The organism is Kordia sp. SMS9 (genome assembly GCF_003352465.1).
Lineage (GTDB): Bacteria > Bacteroidota > Bacteroidia > Flavobacteriales > Flavobacteriaceae > Kordia.
The window spans coordinates 4412697-4430565 of record NZ_CP031153.1 but is presented as its reverse complement, the minus strand read 5'-3'; the positions used below and the strand labels follow the sequence as shown (position 1 = coordinate 4430565).

Genomic DNA, 17869 nt, shown 5'->3' with positions numbered 1-17869 from the left:
ACTAAACACATAAACTCTTAAACATATAAACTAAAAAAACAATAACTTCGCAGCATGATCAAAGAACTCCAACTACGCGTTACGCTGGAAGAAGAAACACAGGAAGACATTTTGGTGCAGAAAGCCCAAAAACAACTGGGTGTGTCCGCAGAAGAGATCACAGGAATCAAAGTATTGCGAAAATCCATTGATGCCCGTAAACCATTGATTATTTTTAATTACAAGGTTGCCGTATACATTCGTGAAGCACTTCCCGAAGCGAGCGAATATCAGTTTGATTACAAAGATGTGTCTAACGCAAAAGAAATTCACATTGTCGGTTTTGGTCCCGCAGGAATGTATGCAGCCTTGCGTTGTATTGAATTAGGCTTTAAACCGATTGTACTCGAACGCGGAAAAAATGTACAAGAACGTCGTCGCGATTTGCGTGCCATCAACCAAGAGCATGTTGTGAATGAAGATTCAAACTATTGCTTTGGCGAAGGTGGCGCAGGAACGTATTCGGATGGTAAACTATATACACGAAGTCTAAAACGTGGCGATGTCCGCAGAATTTTTGAAAATCTAGTGTATCACGGAGCTACCGAACAAATTTTGGTAGATGCACATCCGCATATCGGAACGAATAAACTTCCCAATGTTGTAAAAAATATTCGGGAAACCATCTTAAAATACGGCGGCGAAATTCACTTTGAAACCCGCGTGACCGATTTCATCATCAAAGAAAATAAAATACAAGCAATTCATTTGCAAGATGGACGCGAATTGACCGCAAATCGCGTGATTCTAGCCACAGGACATTCCGCAAGAGATATCTACGAGTTGCTTCACAAAAAAGAAGTCCAACTGAAAGCAAAATCTTTTGCCATGGGCGTTCGTGTGGAACATCCACAAGAAATTATAGACAACATTCAATACCATTGTACAGGCGAACGAAACGAATTATTACCAGCCGCAGCCTACAGTTTGGTGCATCAAGTGCGCGATCGAGGTGTATATTCGTTTTGTATGTGTCCGGGCGGATTTATCGTTCCTGCTGCAACAGCCAATGGCGAAATCGTGGTCAACGGAATGTCTCCATCGCGACGAAATAACAAGTTTGCCAATTCGGGAATTGTGGTAGAAATCAACGCAGACAAAGATTTATACAAATACGAACAATATGGCGTGTTGAAAGGCTTGGAGTTTCAAAAAGATTTGGAACGTTTGGCATTTACGGCTGGCGGAAGAAGTCAGGTAGCACCCGCACAACGCTTAACAGATTTTGTAGAAGGGAAATTATCAACCGATTTGAATCCGACGTCGTATCAACCAGGTTTACAATCGGCACCGTTGCATTCATTATTACCAAAAAGCATTGGCGGACGTTTGCGAAAAGGCTTTGCGGCATTTGGACAAAAAATGAATGGTTACTACACGGATCAAGCAAATATTGTGGGTGTAGAATCGCGGACATCTTCGCCCGTAAACATTCCCAGAAAAGAAAACTTAGAACATCCAGAAGTAGCAGGATTATTTCCGTGTGGCGAAGGCGGCGGTTATGCTGGCGGAATCGTTTCTGCGGCAATGGATGGCGAACGTTGTGCAGAAGCGGCAATTGTTGGCATGTAAATTGCTTATAGAGAAAAGAATATCAAATCAAACACAAAAAAATAATTAGTCAATTTAAAAATATTAATTTATATTGTTGACAGAAAACTTATTAAAATCCCGATTATGAAAATTTTAAAAAAACTATCGTTTGCTCTTGTTGCGTTACTACTTTTATTTTCCTTTACTGCACCAGAAGGTGATTATGTGGGAAAATGGAAAGGAAAAGACAAAGGCGATATTGGATTCCTAACCTTGTCAAGCGACGGTTATGCAACCTTTGAGTTCAACGGTCAAACGATGGGCGGAAAATCATACAACCACCAAGGAGTAAATGCAGCTATGAAGTATACCGTAAACAGCGGAATGTCTCCAAAAGGAATCGATTTTATCATCATAGATAACAAAGCAAATAAAGAATTAGGACGTTTGAAAGGCATTATCAACATGAAATCCAGAAATGAAATGCAAATGGCGATGACGTTTGGTGGTGGCACAGGAAGACCAACTGATTTTTCGAATGATGCTATTGTTTTCGATCGCGTGAAATAGTAAAACACACACATAAAATAGAATTTAAAACCTTATCAATTGATGAGGTTTTTTTAGTATGTACCAAACACTACCTATTTTTACAAAACCTAAAACTAAAACTTCTCAAAAACGCCCAATCCAAACAATGCAAAATCATACTTTACAGGATCATTCGGATCTAGCTTTCGCAATGCTGTGTCTAGTTCAAGCAAAGCTTTGGCATCGTTTTGTTTGCGTTTCAATAAGCCTAACTTTCGTGCCACATTTCCAGAATGTACATCTAGCGGACAGGATAGTTGCGATGGTGAAAGTGAAGACCAAATGCCGAAATCAACACCTGTATTGTCATTGCGAACCATCCAACGAAGAAACATATTAATGCGTTTGGCAGCACTTCCTTTGTTGGGATCTGAAACATGTTTTCGAGTTCGCTCAGGGTGTGGAATGCTGAAAAAAACTTCTTTAAATGCTGAAATACTTTCTTGTAAATTTTTGGTGTTCGCATTCGCAAAAACAGCTTCCAATCCGCCATGACGTTCATAGATGTTTTTTAAGGCTTTGATAAAGAAAGTAAAATCTGTTCCGTTGAAGGTTCGATGTACGAATGATTGCAGAGATTCCAAGTCTTCTTCGGTGTGATTCATCACAAAATCATAGGGCGAATTGCCCAACAAATCCATCATTTTTTTGGCATTATTGTTGATCATTTTTCGATTGCCCCATGCAATGGTAGCCGTCAAAAAAGCAGCGATTTCAATGTCTTCTTTTTGCTGAAATTGATAGGGAATTTGAATTGGATCACTTTCTACGAATTTGGGTTGATTGTATTCAAGTACTTTTTCGTCGAGAAAAGATTTAAGTTCGGTAAAGTTCATAAGATGTAATACTCTTTTGACAAAAATAATTATTATTTTTAAGGAACCATCAATCAAAATTGCTATGATGAAAAATTACTCAAAATTCTTAATTTGCTTTAGTGTATTCTTTGCTTCATTTTCTTTTGCCCAAACCCTTGAAGCCTATATATTAGACAAAAACACACAAGAACCTTTGTACGGCGTTTCTGTATATTTTGATGGTACAACCATTGGAACTGCCACCAATGAAGAAGGTAAGTTTTACATCAAATATAAACCATCTACCAATTCGCCATTGGTGGTTAGTTTTATTGGCTATCAAACATTATTATTTAATGTACGAAAGCTAGAAAACGGAGCAAAAATTTACATGACACTCAAACCTCAAGCCTTAGGAACGGTATATTTAGAAAATGATCCTTGGTCGCGCCAAAAAAAGTTAGATATTTTTAAACGTGAATTTATAGGGACTTCCGTAGAACCTTTTGAGTGTCGAATTCTGAATTTAGACGACATTAAATTGACCTACAATCCTACCACGCAAAAACTAAATGCGTATGCCGAAAAACCCATCATCATTAAAAATAAATATTTAGGATATACGGTTGCGTATACTATGGAAGATTTTGAAGCGGATTTGCGACTCACTACCACAGGAAAAGTACTCACGCGCAGTGTATATATTGAAGGGGCAACCTTTTACACAGAATTGAACAAACGTGTCCCAAGAAAATACCGAAAAGCACGCGAACTAGAATTTGGGCAATCAGTCTTGTATTTCATGCGTTCGTTGGCAAGAAAACAGTTGACAGAAAACGGCTTTCAAATTTTCCACAAAGGATTTATTGTACCGCCGTATAAATATTTTAGAATTACACCTAAAGGCGAAGATACACACGTAAAATTTTTGACTGACAAAGTAGTGATTGTGTATGATCGTTTTGAAAAATCATTCATGACAATTCTTGATAGTGACAAAGAATTTGTAATCAACAAATACGGAAATTATTCACCACCGAGAAGAATCTCTTTTGGAGGCGTTTTGGGAGACAAGCGTTTGGCAAATACCTTGCCGTTGGATTATGGGTTGTAAGTTTCTACGCGTTTATTGAAAGGTTACAGGTGTGGAAACACGCGTTAACTGTTCATCATTTTCAAAGGTGATTGTCAGTGTAAAAGTAGTTGTTGTTTCTGTGGGAATTGTGGTATCAAAGGTCAAAAAGTAATCTTCGTAGATATTGTTTATTTCGTAGTTCAATGCGTTTTTCATGTCGTTCATAGAAAATCCAGTGTCACCAGAAACAACACCAAAACCAACCAGCACATGATCGTTTAGCGAGTTTCCTGCGTCAATTCCGAAAAGTGGTACATCAGCTGTCAATTCCACATTTGTAACAAGTTTGGTAATAATAAATTCTTCATCACAACTGGTTGCATACGCCATATTGAGCAAACCTGATTGTTTGGCAAGTGAAGTGACTAATGAAAAATCATAATCTGTTTTGGCGAGCAAACTGAAATCTGCATTGGTAACGCTTGTAATATCGTTATCTGCTGAATCTCTTACGGTAAAATCGACAGTGCTTAGGAATATATTATTGACATCTGTACAGCAAGCATACAAGCAAATCTGAAGAAACGTACAGGCAACAACGAGTTTGAGAATTTTAGTTTTCATATTGTATAAGTTTTATCAATAGATACTCAAAATATGAAAAGGTTGCGCACTTTGAAATGCTGAGTGTAAAATGTTAAATGCTAAATTTTGAATTTTTAATGTAAAAGTGTGCTTTTTGAATTTAATTTCTTACTTTTTAAAAAGTATTTGTAACAAGTTTTGAATTAACACCACAAATATTTTAAATGCTTTTCTATGTATAAAAGAAAAAAGACACAAAAAAGGATTGAAGAGTTAAAAACTCAAATTCAAGAGCTTGAGCAAATTGTTAATTCTTCAACAAAAACTGAAAGCAAAATTTCTAAAAGAGAATTTTTTATCTCGATACTTGGAATTATAATAGCAGTCGTGACTACAATTATTGCTTTTCAGCAAATAAAAATTTCAGAAAAACAAAATGATTTGGTAGTCTCTCAGCTTGATATCACTAGAAAACAAGGAGAGTTTCAAGAATTAGAGATATATAAAAGTTTTTTAGAGCTAGATCAAAATAATCAAAGTGAGGTGACAAGTTTCATCAATTATATTGACTTACTAGATTCAAAAACAACAGATACTTTGCTATATAAATTTAGTAGATTAGATTGTAGTAATTTATCATTTTTTGCTTTAAAAAAATACCATGAAAGATTATTCTTAAAAAATAATAAAATTAAAGGAAACGACTTAGCAGATTTAGTTATTGAACTAGATGAAAAAATTAGCGATAATAAATATTGTGAATCATTTTTTATTGAAAGCTTTAATGAGACTTTAAACCTTGTATTAGAAATTAAGAATAAGTTATCTTTTGAAGAATATAAAGTTTATTTAAAAATTATAAAAAATGATTTTCCTTTAAACCTAATTTCAATTATTGCGGAATTTGAAATGAAGACAAATATGATTCCATTGTATGAATTAATAGGAGATAATTTGGTTTTAGATTTTCTAGATGGTTATACTTATTTAAAAATCTTTACAATACCTACTTCCCTATATGATGAGATATTTGAAAATAATAGTAATTCAACAATCCATGATAGTATTCACTTATCTATGTTACATCGAGAACTTGTTCAGAGTTCCATTATAAGTGAAACGATAATAGGTAATTCAGTAAAAATAGAGCTGATTAATATGAATTATTTTAATTCTTTTTTTAAAAGTTTTGAAAAGATGCTACATCTTTATTTTGAAACCTTTTATGCATCAAAATCAATAAAAGCTTTAAAATCCAATTTAAAAGTCACTAATCAAATTATTCAAGAAAATAATGATTGGAGATGTAGAAATATAGTTATTACACAAGAATACTCTGTCGATACAATTAGTTTAAAAAAAGATGATTGACTGTATTTTTTGCTTAAAACTAAAATTTATATATTGGATAGTCTCTAACTCACAATATTCCCATCGCGCATGACAATAGTTCTATCTGCCATATTTGCGAGTTCTTTGTTGTGTGTTACAATGACAAAAGTTTGCCCAAATTCTTCGCGAAGTTTAAAGAACAAATTGTGTAAATTTTCTGCCGATTCTGAATCTAAATTTCCACTCGGTTCATCGGCGAAAATAATCGCAGGTTTGTTCATCAATGCTCTAGCAACTGCTACACGTTGTTGTTCTCCACCTGAAAGTTCATTGGGTTTGTGGTGATACCGATCTTTCAATCCTAAAAAATCTAGTAATTCTTTGGCTCTTTTTTCGGCTTCTGCCTTGTCTTTTTGTTGAATGAACGCAGGAATACATACATTTTCAATCGCAGTAAATTCAGGAAGTAATTGGTGAAACTGAAAGATGAATCCGATATGATGATTGCGAAATTTAGCAAGTTCTTTTTCAGAAAGTTGTTCCGTTTTCACTTCATTAATGATCAACGAGCTATTATTGTTGGGCGACATTTTATCGAGGGTTCCTAAAATCTGTAACAAAGTCGTTTTTCCAGCTCCCGAAGCGCCAATAATTGACACAATTTCGCCTTTTTTAATCTCTAAATCAATGCCTTTTAAGACTTCTAAATTGCCGTAATGTTTGTGTATATTCTTAGCTGTAATCATTCAATGTGTGTATAAGCGTAAATGTACTATTTAAAGCTGTGCTATACAATTAGGAACTGATATTACTATTCCTTTTTTTACGTTTGAATAGATTTTTTACGTTGTTGTAGTCGATAAAATACACCAAACGAATGGACAACGTGTGATCGATAGGTTGATCAAAAAGTCGGTTCAAACTATTAAAATAGGTAGCATCGGAAGCTTCTGTCTGATTGAATATTTGATTGCGATACAATGCGGTTAGAAAATTTCCTGGACCAAATTGCCATGTATAACTCAAATCTAAATTCCAAGTGCTAAAGTTTACATTGGAGTTGCCCAAACCTAAACTTTCAAAGGTATTTGGTGATTGTACCAAGCGTCCATTTTCCTGCAAAAAATACGGCGTATCATCGTAATCTACCGTGGTCCAATAGTTTCTAAACGTTAAGTTTAGCGTATTGAAGGTATTAAAACTATAATTGGCAGAAATGCTATTTACAAACTCAATTTGATCACGTTGACCGAAGACAATTTCGTTCTCCAAGTCATTGGAATCATTGGCATAACCACGACGGTTATTTTCTACGTTTAGTGACGATCTAAATGCGACAATACACTTCTCGTTGACGCGTACTCTTGGTTCAAAGCGAACTCGATATCTCGTAAATCCTTGATTGTCTTCAAAAAACGTAGAAAAATTTACATTGACATCTAATGCAAAGGTTTTGTTATAATCAGTAGAGATAAATCCGCCTGCATTGAACTGATTTTCAATCGTAAAAAAACGTCTGTTGTCAAAATCGCGCGGTTCAAAATAATCAAATTGTTTTCCAGGTGCAAGAAACGCATCTACACCAAATGCCATCAAACTTTCTTTTAGGATTCCGAAAAGGTTTACGCCAAAATTCACTTCTGTAAAAACACTTGGATCGTACAAACGGCGGTAGTTTACAAACGTATTTACTCTAAACTCATTGAGCCTTTTGGTCGGTTCAAAAATTTGATACGAAGCATCAGCTCCAAAGTTGTTAAAGTTGTTCCGAAAGTTCAATCCCAAATCGTTAATATCGTATTTGGTGTTGGAAAAACTGTGATCAAAACTGTATCGAAAACGTCCATTTAACTTCCGAATGGCAAAGAATGAATTAAATCCTGTTTCAGTACCTGTTGGTAGATTTCGATTGCTCATGCGCAAACGTGTATCAATACCAAGCGTATTCTTTTTATTGACAAGATCGGCAACAATTCCGGTCACATTGGCGTCTCTAAAACCGCTTCCATCTCTAGTTACGTTTGTATTAATTAAACTAATAGATGAATTTTGATTGAATTGTTGATCGATGACCATAATATTGTAATTGGTCAACGGTTCCACAACTTCTTGGCGAAATTCGCCCGTTTCTGTATTTTGAATGGTCGCTTTTGTCTTTTCCGTAACGGCATTAAAAAAACCAATTCCCAGTCCATCTTTCGTTCTTCCAGAAACTTTAACGGCATTAATTAATTTTACTTCGTCAGGCAAATCTACAACTTCTTCATTTTCTGCAGTTTCTACACTTCCTGATGGCGCATTTCCGATTCGACGTGAAAAGAATAAATTTCCTTTGTTGAACAAATCGACACCTTCTGTGAAAAATTGCCGTTGTTCGGCAAACGTTTGTTCAAAAGGGCCTAAATTTAACTGTAGATTGTCAAATCCAGCTTGACTGAAATCGGGGACAAGTGTCGCATCCAACGTAAAGTTTTCTGTAATTCCATACTTTACGTCCATTCCAAAATTATATTGTTCGGTTGTTTCGCCATCAAACGAGCGAAATACCGTAGAAGCAAACGGATAAAATAGCAAGCGTGTTGGTGGTTTTATATTGCGCAAACCTTTCAATTCGCCAGCATACAAGCCAATATATCCTTTGGTCGGATCAAAAGCATTCCATGTATATTGTTTTCTCGTTTTTCGAAATTGTCGGTGAAATTGAATTCCCCAAGTAGGATCTTCTTGATTGGTAAAACGAAGCGTTCGGTAGGGAATTTTTACTTCTACAATCCAACCATCATCTACCACTTTTGCTGCGTTTTCCCAAACAGCATTCCAACTATAATCTTCACCAACACTCGGATTGGCAATGGCATCAGCTTGGTTTCCATTCGGAAAAACTACAAAATATGTATCATTTTGTCCGTCATTATTCGGATTGATCGCAATGATAAAAAAATCATTAATTCCAAAATTATCACGATTTGTAAATTGACGTATGATATTTTCAGGTTTATCACGCAAATATGCTGAAACATAAATGGCAGTATCGTCATACGTCATTTTTACAGTCGTCTTTTGATAATCGGGTAGCGTATTTCCAATATCAGGACGAAATTGTATAAAATCGGTAGCAATATCCGCATTTTTCCATACTTCATCATCCAAAATACCATCAATTTTAGGCGGCGTATCTGTACGTTTTATGTTGTATGTTTTTTTGGGAATGCTATCTTGAGCCAGACAGTTTAGGGAAAAAGAAAAAAGTAGTACGAATACTATGAAACGGCTCATTATTTTAGTTTTTTGATTGAAGTTGTCTTAAAGACATAGGGAAAATAGGTTTGTTACAATAAGACTGCGCAAAATTACCGCGATCCTTTACTTTTTTGTCCTAAAGAAAAGTTAAATCTCATGTTAAATTGTTAACATTTACAGGAAATTGCTGTAGCATGAATGTTCTTTTTTTACCTATCTTTAGCGATGCTGATCAAATGAAATTATAAAAGATGTCGTACAGAAAATTAGAAGAATACAATATACAAGTCACCAATGCAGTAAAAGATCGTTATAAAACGATTATAGAAGAATTAGGCGAAGATACTGCGCGAGAAGGTTTGTTAAAAACTCCAGAACGTGCTGCAAAAGCCATGCAATTTTTAACGCAAGGCTATGAAATGGACGCTGCTGAAATCTTACAAAGTGCCATGTTTGCTGAAGATTATAATGAAATGGTGATTGTAAAAGATATTGAACTGTATTCTTTGTGTGAACATCATATTTTGCCATTCTTCGGGAAAGCACATATTGCGTACATTCCAAACGGTCATATTGTGGGATTGAGCAAATTGCCACGTGTGGTAGATGTTTTTGCGAGGCGATTGCAAGTGCAAGAACGCTTAACGCATGATATTTTAGAATGTATCAACAATACGCTCAAACCCAAAGGTGTTGCTGTTGTTATAGAAGCTTCTCACATGTGTATGATGATGCGCGGTGTGCAAAAACAAAACTCTGTGACTACAACTTCAGGCTTCCGCGGTGCTTTTCAAAAAATGGAGACTCGCAATGAATTTTTGAAACTCATTAGTTCTGATTTATCTTAATTAGATCACTTGAAACGGGTTCGATACATATTCCTCTTTTTCATGTTTGTTCAGACTTTTGTCTTTGGACAAGCATCGTTTTCCGATTGGAATTCCTTTGAAAAAGCATTCGTCAAAGATTTTAAGCGTTTGCATATTGCTGAGTTGCAAATTTACTATGTAGATAATTTGGAGTTGATTCAGAGCAAGCGAAATATTGCGAAGCAAGAAAAAATGTTTCTCAACTACCAAAAGGCATTGCAATCCTTCGATGAAGCCCAATTGTCAAAAGCACAGCAATTGGACTATGCCTTGGTTTCGTATGAAATTGAATTGCACTTAGAACGTATCAATCTTGAAAAAAAGTGGTTGACACTCAAACCAAAAAGAATTTCCAAAGAAGGATTGCAAAACGTTCCGATGGGGAAACAATGGTATGTCTATTTTCTCAAAAAATGGATTGATGCAAAAGTTACACCTGATGCGTTGTTTCAATTTGGACGTTCCGAAATCAAGCGTGCCAAAAAAGCCATGAAAGCCATTCAAAAAGCTTCAGGATTGGATAGTTTGGCGTATCAAGAATACTTAAAAAATGATGATTTTTTTTGTAATGATGTAGCAACCATTCAACAACGTTTTGAAACATACAAAGCAGCATTGTTGCCAAAATTAGTGAGTGCATTTCCCAAAGTGACAGCATTACCAGATGTGAACATTGAACAAGGAAAAAATAAAGCGTATGCACAAGTTCCTGCGTATTATGCAGAAGTGCGAAATACGTTTTATTATAATTTTTTTGACAAGCCTTTCAACACACGTCAGATTGCTTGGATTTACTTGCACGAAGCAATTCCAGGGCATCATTATCAAATAAAATTTGAAGAACAATTAGAAAAATCTGCCGTTCGGAATTTGTTCTCCTATAACGGTTACCGTGAAGGTTGGGCAGCGTATGTAGAAGAATTGGGCAATGAATTTGATGCCTATGAAACCATGTATGACGAATTGGGAAAGTGGGAATGGGACATTATTCGTTCGGTACGTGTTGCCGTGGATGTTGGGTTGAATTATTACGATTGGAGCGACGAAAAAGCACTGAAATTCTGGCAACAACACATACACGGACAAGATGACATTGCACAGCGTGAAATACAACGTATGAAACGGTGGCCAGCACAAGTGATTACCTATAAATATGGCGCTAATAAAATTTTACAGTGGAAAACTGCACTTGAAAAATCTTTGTCAAAAGGAACCAATTTTCCGTGGTTGGAATTTCATAAGAAGATTTTAGCACATGGCGCGTTGCCTTTTTCGGTGCTTGATTCTGAAATTTTTGGAAAATAATAACGTACTATTTTCACGTATGGGTTTTCAGTTTCAACAAACAAATCAACAAAAAAACACAATCAATAATTAGGTTCACACTCATGAAATTCATCAATTACGCATCCATCATTTTGCTTTTATTGTGCATTAGTTGTGTGGCACAAAATGGAGAAACACGTTTGCTTGCAAATACGAAAGCGACTTCTTCCGAAAGCTATCAATCCATGACGTTTAATGGCGTTTGGAGTTGGTTTTCTGATCCGAGAGCGGTGTATTTTGAAGGAAAATACAAACGCACCTACGCAGGTTGGATAGACAATTATGGCGATGTGCATATTGGGTTTTACGATCATGAAACGAAACAGATTGCTTCCAAAGTGATTTATGATAATTTGGAAATTGACGATCATAACAATCCCACGATTTTATTGGATGATGATGGTAGATTGCTCGTGTTTTTCAATACGCATTTGCAAGAATCGAGTCCGTTGTACATGCGCACTTCTGTACATCCAGAAGCTATTTCAGCATGGTCGCCAGTGCGCGAATTGTTTTTGAATGATACTGAAAAAATTCGCCATGCAAGCGTGATGCATCACACGTACACAAATCCTGTGCAATTGTCTGCCGAAGATGGAAACATTTATTTGTTTTGGCGTGGTACGTTTTTAAAACCATCGTATGCGGTTTCTTCCGATCAAGGAAAAACATGGTCCACAGGAAAAATATTATTCATGCCAGAAGAGACTAATTTGCAAAAGTCGCCATATACGAAAGTGTATTCGGATGGTGTTTCTAAAATACATTTTACGTTTACAGACGGACATCCAACGAAAGAAGCCAAGAACGGATTGTACTATATGTACTATGAAAATGGTGCTTTTTACAAAGCCGATGGACAAAAAATAAAAGAGATTTCACAATTACCCATGTACCAGTCGGAACTAGACGTGATTTTTGAATCGGACATGATTAAATCATGGAATTGGGATATTGCGCAAGATGCCGAGGGAAATCCGATTGTGACCTATGCAAAGTTTCCGAATGAAGAAACACATATCTATGCGTATGCGACTTTTGAGAACAATCAATGGAAAAGCTATGATGTGGTCAATGCTGGCGGATGGTTTCCGAAAACAAGAGCTGGAACGACCGAACCTGAACCACATTATGCTGGTGGTATTGTGCTAGATCATGAATCGCCAAATACAATTTATCTTTCCGTAAAAAGAGACAGCATTTTTGAGATAGAGCAGTGGACGACTAACAATCGTGGAAAATCGTGGAATATTCAAAAAATCACTGAAAATTCTACCAAAGATAATGTACGTCCTTTTGCGGTTCGTGGTGCGCAACCTGAAAATCTGTTGCAAGTGATGTGGTTGCAGAATACAAAGTATATGTATTACGCACACGATACACGCGGCAAAGGACTTGCGATTGATTTTAAAGATCGCTTTCAAACTGCGGTGAAAATGAATGTGCAAAAGCCAGTTGTAACTTCTGAGCTTACTAAAGAAAACATCACGCTTTTATTGCGTCAAATTGCAGAACTTTTGTTAGAAAACCCTAAGCACAATTTGTCTAAAAACAGTTGGGATTACGGAGTATATGAAGCGGGAATTTTAGCTTTTTATGAACTTACCAAAGAAGCGCGTTATGAAAATGAGTTGTTGAATGTACAACAATATCAAACTGAAGAAATTGAAGATAGCGATGAAGATTTTAGTAGAATACTAGATTTGATTTGGTCGCCTACGGCAAAAAATGATCGGAATACACTTCAAAAAATAGAGAAGCTTACTAAGAATTCTTTTAAAGGATACCGAATCGATTTGGAATATGCTTCTTTATTATATGTTTTGCGAAACTTTGAAAGTACTATTTTAGAGCTTGCACCCTTGAAAAAACAGTTCGTTGCGATGAGTCAGCGCGTTGCAGATGAATTGAATTCTGAAACATTTAAAACAGAACGATTTACAAGGCAAAAGTTTTTATTAATTTACGGTTTGGCAGCTGGAATTAATGATGGTTTGATTGACAAAAAGTATACTGAAAACGTACTGAAAGCTTGGAAAGAGTCACAATCTGAAATTTTCAAAAAGGGTTCGATTTCTATTAGACATATTGAAACCAGCGGAGCTATTTTATTAGCAGGAAAGGAAGTTTTTGAAATTTTAAATGTAAAAGATTGAATTTTAGATGTAGAAGTTCTAGTTAGTTTGGGATTCTTAACTTCACACGAATTCTATTGTAATTTTTTAAAGTCTGCTTCTGTAAAGTTTTTTTCAATGAAATTATAACCCATATCATAGGTGTCAATTTTTCCGTTTTTTAGATAGACTTTATACAATTGTCCGTCAGATTCAATCCGCTTTAGGTTTTTTGCGTAATATCCTCCTGAAAATATATAGGTAGGTTTAAAATTAGTAGGTGTAATTGTAGCGTTTTGCAAGGCTAACCATAGTAAAAAGGCTTCTGATTTTTCCAAAAACAATCGTTTTTTATCCTTGTCGAAATATAGAAACTCTGGTATTGGGATTTCTGTGAGATTAGCAGTTTCCACCAGCGGTAATTGTTTGTATAGATTTAAGGTTGCTAGATACGCCCATAACATTTCTTTGGTGCCAGCTTGCCCGTAATCGCGAATGGTTTTTACAATCGTACCGTTTTCAAGAAAGGTTGTTGAAATGGTTTCATCATCGGTATGACCAACCATGTAATTGTCACTTACTTTGGAAATTTGAATAGCTTCTAGCTTTTTGAAAAGATAGTTGGTTAATTTTGGGGAGAGTGTTGTGTTGTAAACTCCAATCACATCAGTATGTTTTTCACCTTTAAAAATGACAGATCCGTTTCTGTGAATTGAGATATTCATGATGGGACATGAGCCAAAACAACCCGAACGCGATAACACTACTTGATCAAAGTGAAGTGTGTCTTTTTCTGGCGTTGGTAGTGGAATTAGGGTGTAGCGAGTTTGATCATTTTTCTGCAAGATCAGCGTATCTTTTTTAGAAGCATCTATTGTGAACTGAAACACATGTAGATTTTGCTGCAAAGGATGCTGGATAAATAGACTATCGGCTTTTAGTTGATACGGAACCATTCCCACGAAAGTGGAATAACTGCGCTTTCCACGTAGCGAATCTTTTTTAGATGCTGTAAATTGTTTAAAAAAATCAACAGCATCTTGCTGAAAGTTGAGTCCGAACGGAATTTTAAAAGGGGAAATAGACCGTTTTTTATGTATGGAGTCCACGTTTATTTCTATCCAAGCACCTTGTATTTTGCTTTTTAAGGAGTTTTGCTTTTTTTCGCTGGTACAATTGTAAAGTAACAAGGAAATGAGCAGAATGGAGAAGATGCTTTTCATGCGGATGAATTTATGAATAAGTTATAGAAGCCACAAATAGTATACCGTATGCACTTAAAAAACTAAAAAAGCCATTATCCTATTTGTAGTGATAATGGCTTTTTTTATACTTTGTGATAGTTACTAATCCTTAGCAACTAGCTACCAAAACGATTATTGGATTACAACGTTAAATACAGCTTCTGCATCCGTTTCTCCGTTAGCATCACCTAAACCTGTGTTTGGTTTTGTTGGCTCATGAAGGAGTGTTACCGTAAATGTTCCTGTACTTGCATCACCTGTAGTTACTGTGAATGTAGTTCCTAAATCGTTCCCTTCCGAATCTTGGTTAAGATTGTTCGTTGTTAAATTTAAACTTGTGGACGCATCGTAGAAAAATTGGTGTTCTAAGTCTTCTTCAATAACTTCTAGCGTGATATTTTCTGCGGGTGTTTCCGTTTCGTTTAGTACGACAACTGAACCAATATAGCTTGTGTTAGCAGCAAGATTTCCAGAAATATCAAAAACAGGCGCATCTGGTCCGTCACCATCTAAATCTCTTGATGTTAATGTTACAGTTGGTCCTGTTGCAGGAATCAACGTTACCGTTACGGTTGTTATAACTTCTTCTTCATTTACGGGTGCTGGTGCATCATCATCGCTTGAACACCCTGTAAATACGAGTCCAGTAATTGCAATTGCGGCTAAGATTGAAATTTTAAATTTTTTCATGTTCGATTTTTTTTTAATAGGTAATTTTTAGATTTATTGAAAAGTTTCTACCCAAATCATCCGCGTAATAGCGCAAACGGTTTAAGTAATTTCGATAGTTAGTATCGAAAATATTCGTCACTGACACTCCAATATTGAGCATTGAATTTTTACTCAGCGAAAAGTCAGCATTGGTGTGTAAATGCAGTAAATGATACGCGTCAGGCGGCGTACTTACATCTACCAACTCAAACGAGTCAGTTTCGGCAATAAACGCTTCAAAGTTGTTGTTAGGGAATTCATTTTGTCTAAATGTGAATTCACTTTGCAGTTCAACTCGTAGGTTGTTTATTTCCTTGTTTTGATAAACCAATCCGTTCATTGTATTTACGGGCGGCATATCTATTAATGGCAAATCGAGTGTTTCGTCATGTCCTTTTACCAATGAAAATTGATGATAGAAATTCCAGTTTTCGTTAAATGTGAGCGACGCATCAATATCAACACCTAAGAGTGTAGCATTGGTTTGTCGGTATTCCCAAACTTGGAAATTTCCACGAATGGTTTGTCGAATTTCTGTGGGTTCAATAATCATAAAATTATTGATAAAGTTGATATATGGATTCACTGAAAAGCCAAACATTTTTCCTTGTTTTTGCAAGGTGATTGACATTTTGTGTGCAATTTCCGAGTCAAAACGCAAATCTCCCAATTCTATTCGTGATGCAGAATGATGCAAACCTTCGCTAAATAATTCGGATGGATTCGGAGCGCGCGAAGCCAGTGAATAATTTGCGTAGATTGTATAGTCATCATTAAATTTGTAGCGTGTACCCAACGTCGCCGAAACGTTTGAAAAGTCCAACTGTGGATTCGTCAATACTTGATTACTTAATTCTTCCACTACAATTTCTGGAAACAGTATATCGTAGTTTCGGTCTTCCCAAAAAGAACTTCTATAAAACTTTTGGGCGTCAATATTAAAATAATCAAATCGAGCGCCAACTTCGACCAAAAAGTTGTCCGTTATTGAAACATCAGCAACACCGTATATTCCTAAATTGAATCGCTCATAATCAGGAATCAATCTTCGTACACCTGTACTCGGATCTGCCACATTTTTTTGATATTGTGCCATAATTCCTGTTTTCAAGTTAAACAAGTCGGTATTGTCTGTATCTAAATCCAAACGAATGGTTTGTGAGTTTAATGCTAAATCCAATGATGCTCTATCGTCATCATCACTACTTCGACGAACATCGAATTCGAGACGTTCGTTTTGTTGAAAGTCATATTGGAGCGTTATTTTTCCTAAATTTTTCACGTTTTTGAATCCACGTATTTTAAACAAATGATGGGTTACATCTTGTCTTGGAGATTCAATATCATACGTAAAATCTCTTATAATTAATGGAATTCCACTATTGATGGAACGCACCTGATCGCTCGCACCACCAATGTGTGATGCACGCAAAATGCCAATCTCATTTTTAAAGAAAGAATAATAGGCTTCTACACCGTAATCAAAACGATTGAAACCAATGGTAGCTGCAATACTACGTTCAAAGTTGCCTGTATTGCTTAATACATAATCGGGCGCTTCATAATCGCCAAATCGTTTTAAGCTTCCTTGAACAGAACCATACCAACCATTTTTATAACTCTTGGTGAGTGTGGAACTTATTGAGCCACCGCGACCATTGGACGCGCCAGTTACATGTGTTCTACCATAAATGGTGTCTTTTACTGGAATTTTAGCAGCTTCTGTCACAATCATTCCACCCACTGCATCACCACTGTATTTTAGTGCGCCTGCACCTTTGATCAGCGTGATGTTACCGATGGTATTGACATCAATGCTTGGTGCGTGTTCTGCGCCCCATTCTTGATCTTCCATTCGAACACCATTGTTCATGATTACGACACGACTGCTATGCACACCATTAATAATAGGCTTTACCACAGCATTTCCTGTATTGAGCGATGAAACACCACTAAGAGTATTTAAAACGTCTCCCAGAGAAGCATTTGTATATCTATCTAATTGTTTTTTAGTTACTTTTTGCTCAAAATTTGTTTTGGTTTTACTACCAAAAACAGAAGCTCGTAACGTAATAGCATTCAGTTCTTCTAAGTGATGTTCTAGTTTGAAATTTCGTTTCGTATTACTAGAAATTTTTACTTTGAAAATCTGAGTTTCACAATTAGGATGATATACTTGAAGTGAATATGTTCCTTCACATAAGTTAGAGAACATATACTTTCCGTCGATGTCTGATTCAACTGTTTTTCCTTCTCCAATCATAATGAGTGTGGCTCCAGGAAGTACAGAGTTGTCATGTAAATCTATGATTTTACCAGTGAGTGTATAGCTGCACTCTTGACTTTGTGCAAACATAGCACTACACAGCAATATCATACACAAATATGTACGCATGTAATTCTTTAATTAAAA

At 35.9% G+C, this 17869-nt stretch carries 14 protein-coding genes; 7 read left to right on the top strand and 7 right to left on the bottom strand.

Annotated features, from left to right (window positions below; translation table 11 throughout):
• Positions 1-54 precede the first annotated feature (54 nt).
• Together KORDIASMS9_RS18740 and KORDIASMS9_RS18735 are read left to right on the top strand one after the other, a co-directional pair.
• Positions 55-1611, top strand: coding sequence for an NAD(P)/FAD-dependent oxidoreductase (locus KORDIASMS9_RS18740; RefSeq protein ID WP_114904319.1), 1557 nt, complete (start codon positions 55-57; stop codon positions 1609-1611).
• 105 nt (positions 1612-1716) lie between these two features.
• Positions 1717-2142 carry a hypothetical protein gene (locus KORDIASMS9_RS18735; protein ID WP_114904318.1) on the top strand — a complete coding sequence of 142 codons (426 nt, stop codon included), beginning with the start codon at positions 1717-1719 and terminating at the stop codon, positions 2140-2142.
• A 95-nt stretch (positions 2143-2237) separates the two neighbouring features.
• Here the strand turns inward: KORDIASMS9_RS18735 and KORDIASMS9_RS18730 are convergent, their stop codons facing one another.
• Positions 2238-2999 carry a TIGR02757 family protein gene (locus tag KORDIASMS9_RS18730; RefSeq protein WP_114904317.1) on the bottom strand — a complete coding sequence of 254 codons (762 nt, stop codon included), beginning with the start codon at positions 2997-2999 and terminating at the stop codon, positions 2238-2240.
• Between the two features lie 64 nt (positions 3000-3063).
• Here KORDIASMS9_RS18730 and KORDIASMS9_RS18725 point away from each other — a divergent pair, with 64 nt between their 5' ends.
• On the top strand, positions 3064-4074 hold the full coding sequence (locus KORDIASMS9_RS18725; protein WP_114904316.1) for a carboxypeptidase-like regulatory domain-containing protein: 1011 nt from the start codon (positions 3064-3066) through the stop codon (positions 4072-4074).
• Positions 4075-4086: 12 nt separating this feature from the next.
• Here the strand turns inward: KORDIASMS9_RS18725 and KORDIASMS9_RS18720 are convergent, their stop codons facing one another.
• The gene (locus tag KORDIASMS9_RS18720; RefSeq protein ID WP_114904315.1) at positions 4087-4659 is read right to left on the bottom strand and encodes a hypothetical protein; all 573 of its coding nucleotides are present in this window, start codon (positions 4657-4659) and stop codon (positions 4087-4089) included.
• Between the two features lie 195 nt (positions 4660-4854).
• Between KORDIASMS9_RS18720 and KORDIASMS9_RS18715 the strand changes: the two genes are divergently transcribed.
• Entirely contained in the window at positions 4855-5991 is a 1137-nt protein-coding gene (locus KORDIASMS9_RS18715) for a hypothetical protein (protein WP_114904314.1), read from the top strand.
• Between the two features lie 44 nt (positions 5992-6035).
• Here KORDIASMS9_RS18715 and KORDIASMS9_RS18710 read toward each other — a convergent pair whose 3' ends face one another.
• Complete coding sequence (locus KORDIASMS9_RS18710; protein WP_114904313.1) at positions 6036-6698, bottom strand: ABC transporter ATP-binding protein; 663 nt, start codon at positions 6696-6698, stop codon at positions 6036-6038.
• Between the two features lie 49 nt (positions 6699-6747).
• Positions 6748-9228, bottom strand: coding sequence for a DUF5916 domain-containing protein (locus tag KORDIASMS9_RS18705; RefSeq protein ID WP_114904312.1), 2481 nt, complete (start codon positions 9226-9228; stop codon positions 6748-6750).
• 215 nt (positions 9229-9443) lie between these two features.
• Between KORDIASMS9_RS18705 and folE the strand changes: the two genes are divergently transcribed.
• The 3 genes from folE (at position 9444) to KORDIASMS9_RS18690 (ending at position 13543) form a co-directional block, all read left to right on the top strand.
• Positions 9444-10040, top strand: coding sequence for a GTP cyclohydrolase I FolE (gene folE, locus KORDIASMS9_RS18700; protein WP_114904311.1), 597 nt, complete (start codon positions 9444-9446; stop codon positions 10038-10040).
• 42 nt (positions 10041-10082) lie between these two features.
• Entirely contained in the window at positions 10083-11366 is a 1284-nt protein-coding gene (locus KORDIASMS9_RS18695; RefSeq protein ID WP_114904310.1) for a DUF885 domain-containing protein, read from the top strand.
• A gap of 83 nt (positions 11367-11449) precedes the next feature.
• Positions 11450-13543: a BNR-4 repeat-containing protein gene (locus tag KORDIASMS9_RS18690; RefSeq protein ID WP_114904309.1), complete on the top strand. Its 2094-nt coding sequence runs from the start codon at positions 11450-11452 to the stop codon at positions 13541-13543.
• A gap of 53 nt (positions 13544-13596) precedes the next feature.
• Here the strand turns inward: KORDIASMS9_RS18690 and KORDIASMS9_RS18685 are convergent, their stop codons facing one another.
• The 3 genes from KORDIASMS9_RS18685 to KORDIASMS9_RS18675 form a co-directional block, all read right to left on the bottom strand.
• On the bottom strand, positions 13597-14724 hold the full coding sequence (locus KORDIASMS9_RS18685; RefSeq protein WP_114904308.1) for a DUF6438 domain-containing protein: 1128 nt from the start codon (positions 14722-14724) through the stop codon (positions 13597-13599).
• A gap of 153 nt (positions 14725-14877) precedes the next feature.
• A complete protein-coding gene (locus KORDIASMS9_RS18680; RefSeq protein WP_114904307.1) occupies positions 14878-15435 on the bottom strand; it encodes a type 1 periplasmic binding fold superfamily protein in 558 nt (185 codons plus the stop codon).
• Between the two features lie 13 nt (positions 15436-15448).
• Positions 15449-17851 (bottom strand): TonB-dependent receptor domain-containing protein, encoded by a 2403-nt coding sequence (locus KORDIASMS9_RS18675; RefSeq protein WP_205318009.1) that lies wholly within the window; start codon positions 17849-17851, stop codon positions 15449-15451.
• Positions 17852-17869 lie beyond the last annotated feature (18 nt).

Bases quoted from the DNA above. Each gene is read 5' to 3' on its own strand.
- KORDIASMS9_RS18675 (WP_205318009.1), bottom strand. From the start codon at position 17,851: ATGCGTACATATTTGTGTATGATATTGCTGTGTAGTGCTATGTTTGCA.
- KORDIASMS9_RS18720 (WP_114904315.1), bottom strand. From the start codon at position 4,659: ATGAAAACTAAAATTCTCAAACTCGTTGTTGCCTGTACGTTTCTTCAG.
- KORDIASMS9_RS18730 (WP_114904317.1), bottom strand. From the start codon at position 2,999: ATGAACTTTACCGAACTTAAATCTTTTCTCGACGAAAAAGTACTTGAA.
- KORDIASMS9_RS18680 (WP_114904307.1), bottom strand. From the start codon at position 15,435: ATGAAAAAATTTAAAATTTCAATCTTAGCCGCAATTGCAATTACTGGA.
- KORDIASMS9_RS18695 (WP_114904310.1), top strand. From the start codon at position 10,083: ATGTTTGTTCAGACTTTTGTCTTTGGACAAGCATCGTTTTCCGATTGG.
- KORDIASMS9_RS18710 (WP_114904313.1), bottom strand. From the start codon at position 6,698: ATGATTACAGCTAAGAATATACACAAACATTACGGCAATTTAGAAGTC.
- folE (WP_114904311.1), top strand. From the start codon at position 9,444: ATGTCGTACAGAAAATTAGAAGAATACAATATACAAGTCACCAATGCA.
- KORDIASMS9_RS18735 (WP_114904318.1), top strand. From the start codon at position 1,717: ATGAAAATTTTAAAAAAACTATCGTTTGCTCTTGTTGCGTTACTACTT.
- KORDIASMS9_RS18685 (WP_114904308.1), bottom strand. From the start codon at position 14,724: ATGAAAAGCATCTTCTCCATTCTGCTCATTTCCTTGTTACTTTACAAT.
- KORDIASMS9_RS18715 (WP_114904314.1), top strand. From the start codon at position 4,855: ATGTATAAAAGAAAAAAGACACAAAAAAGGATTGAAGAGTTAAAAACT.
- KORDIASMS9_RS18705 (WP_114904312.1), bottom strand. From the start codon at position 9,228: ATGAGCCGTTTCATAGTATTCGTACTACTTTTTTCTTTTTCCCTAAAC.
- KORDIASMS9_RS18690 (WP_114904309.1), top strand. From the start codon at position 11,450: ATGAAATTCATCAATTACGCATCCATCATTTTGCTTTTATTGTGCATT.
- KORDIASMS9_RS18740 (WP_114904319.1), top strand. From the start codon at position 55: ATGATCAAAGAACTCCAACTACGCGTTACGCTGGAAGAAGAAACACAG.
- KORDIASMS9_RS18725 (WP_114904316.1), top strand. From the start codon at position 3,064: ATGATGAAAAATTACTCAAAATTCTTAATTTGCTTTAGTGTATTCTTT.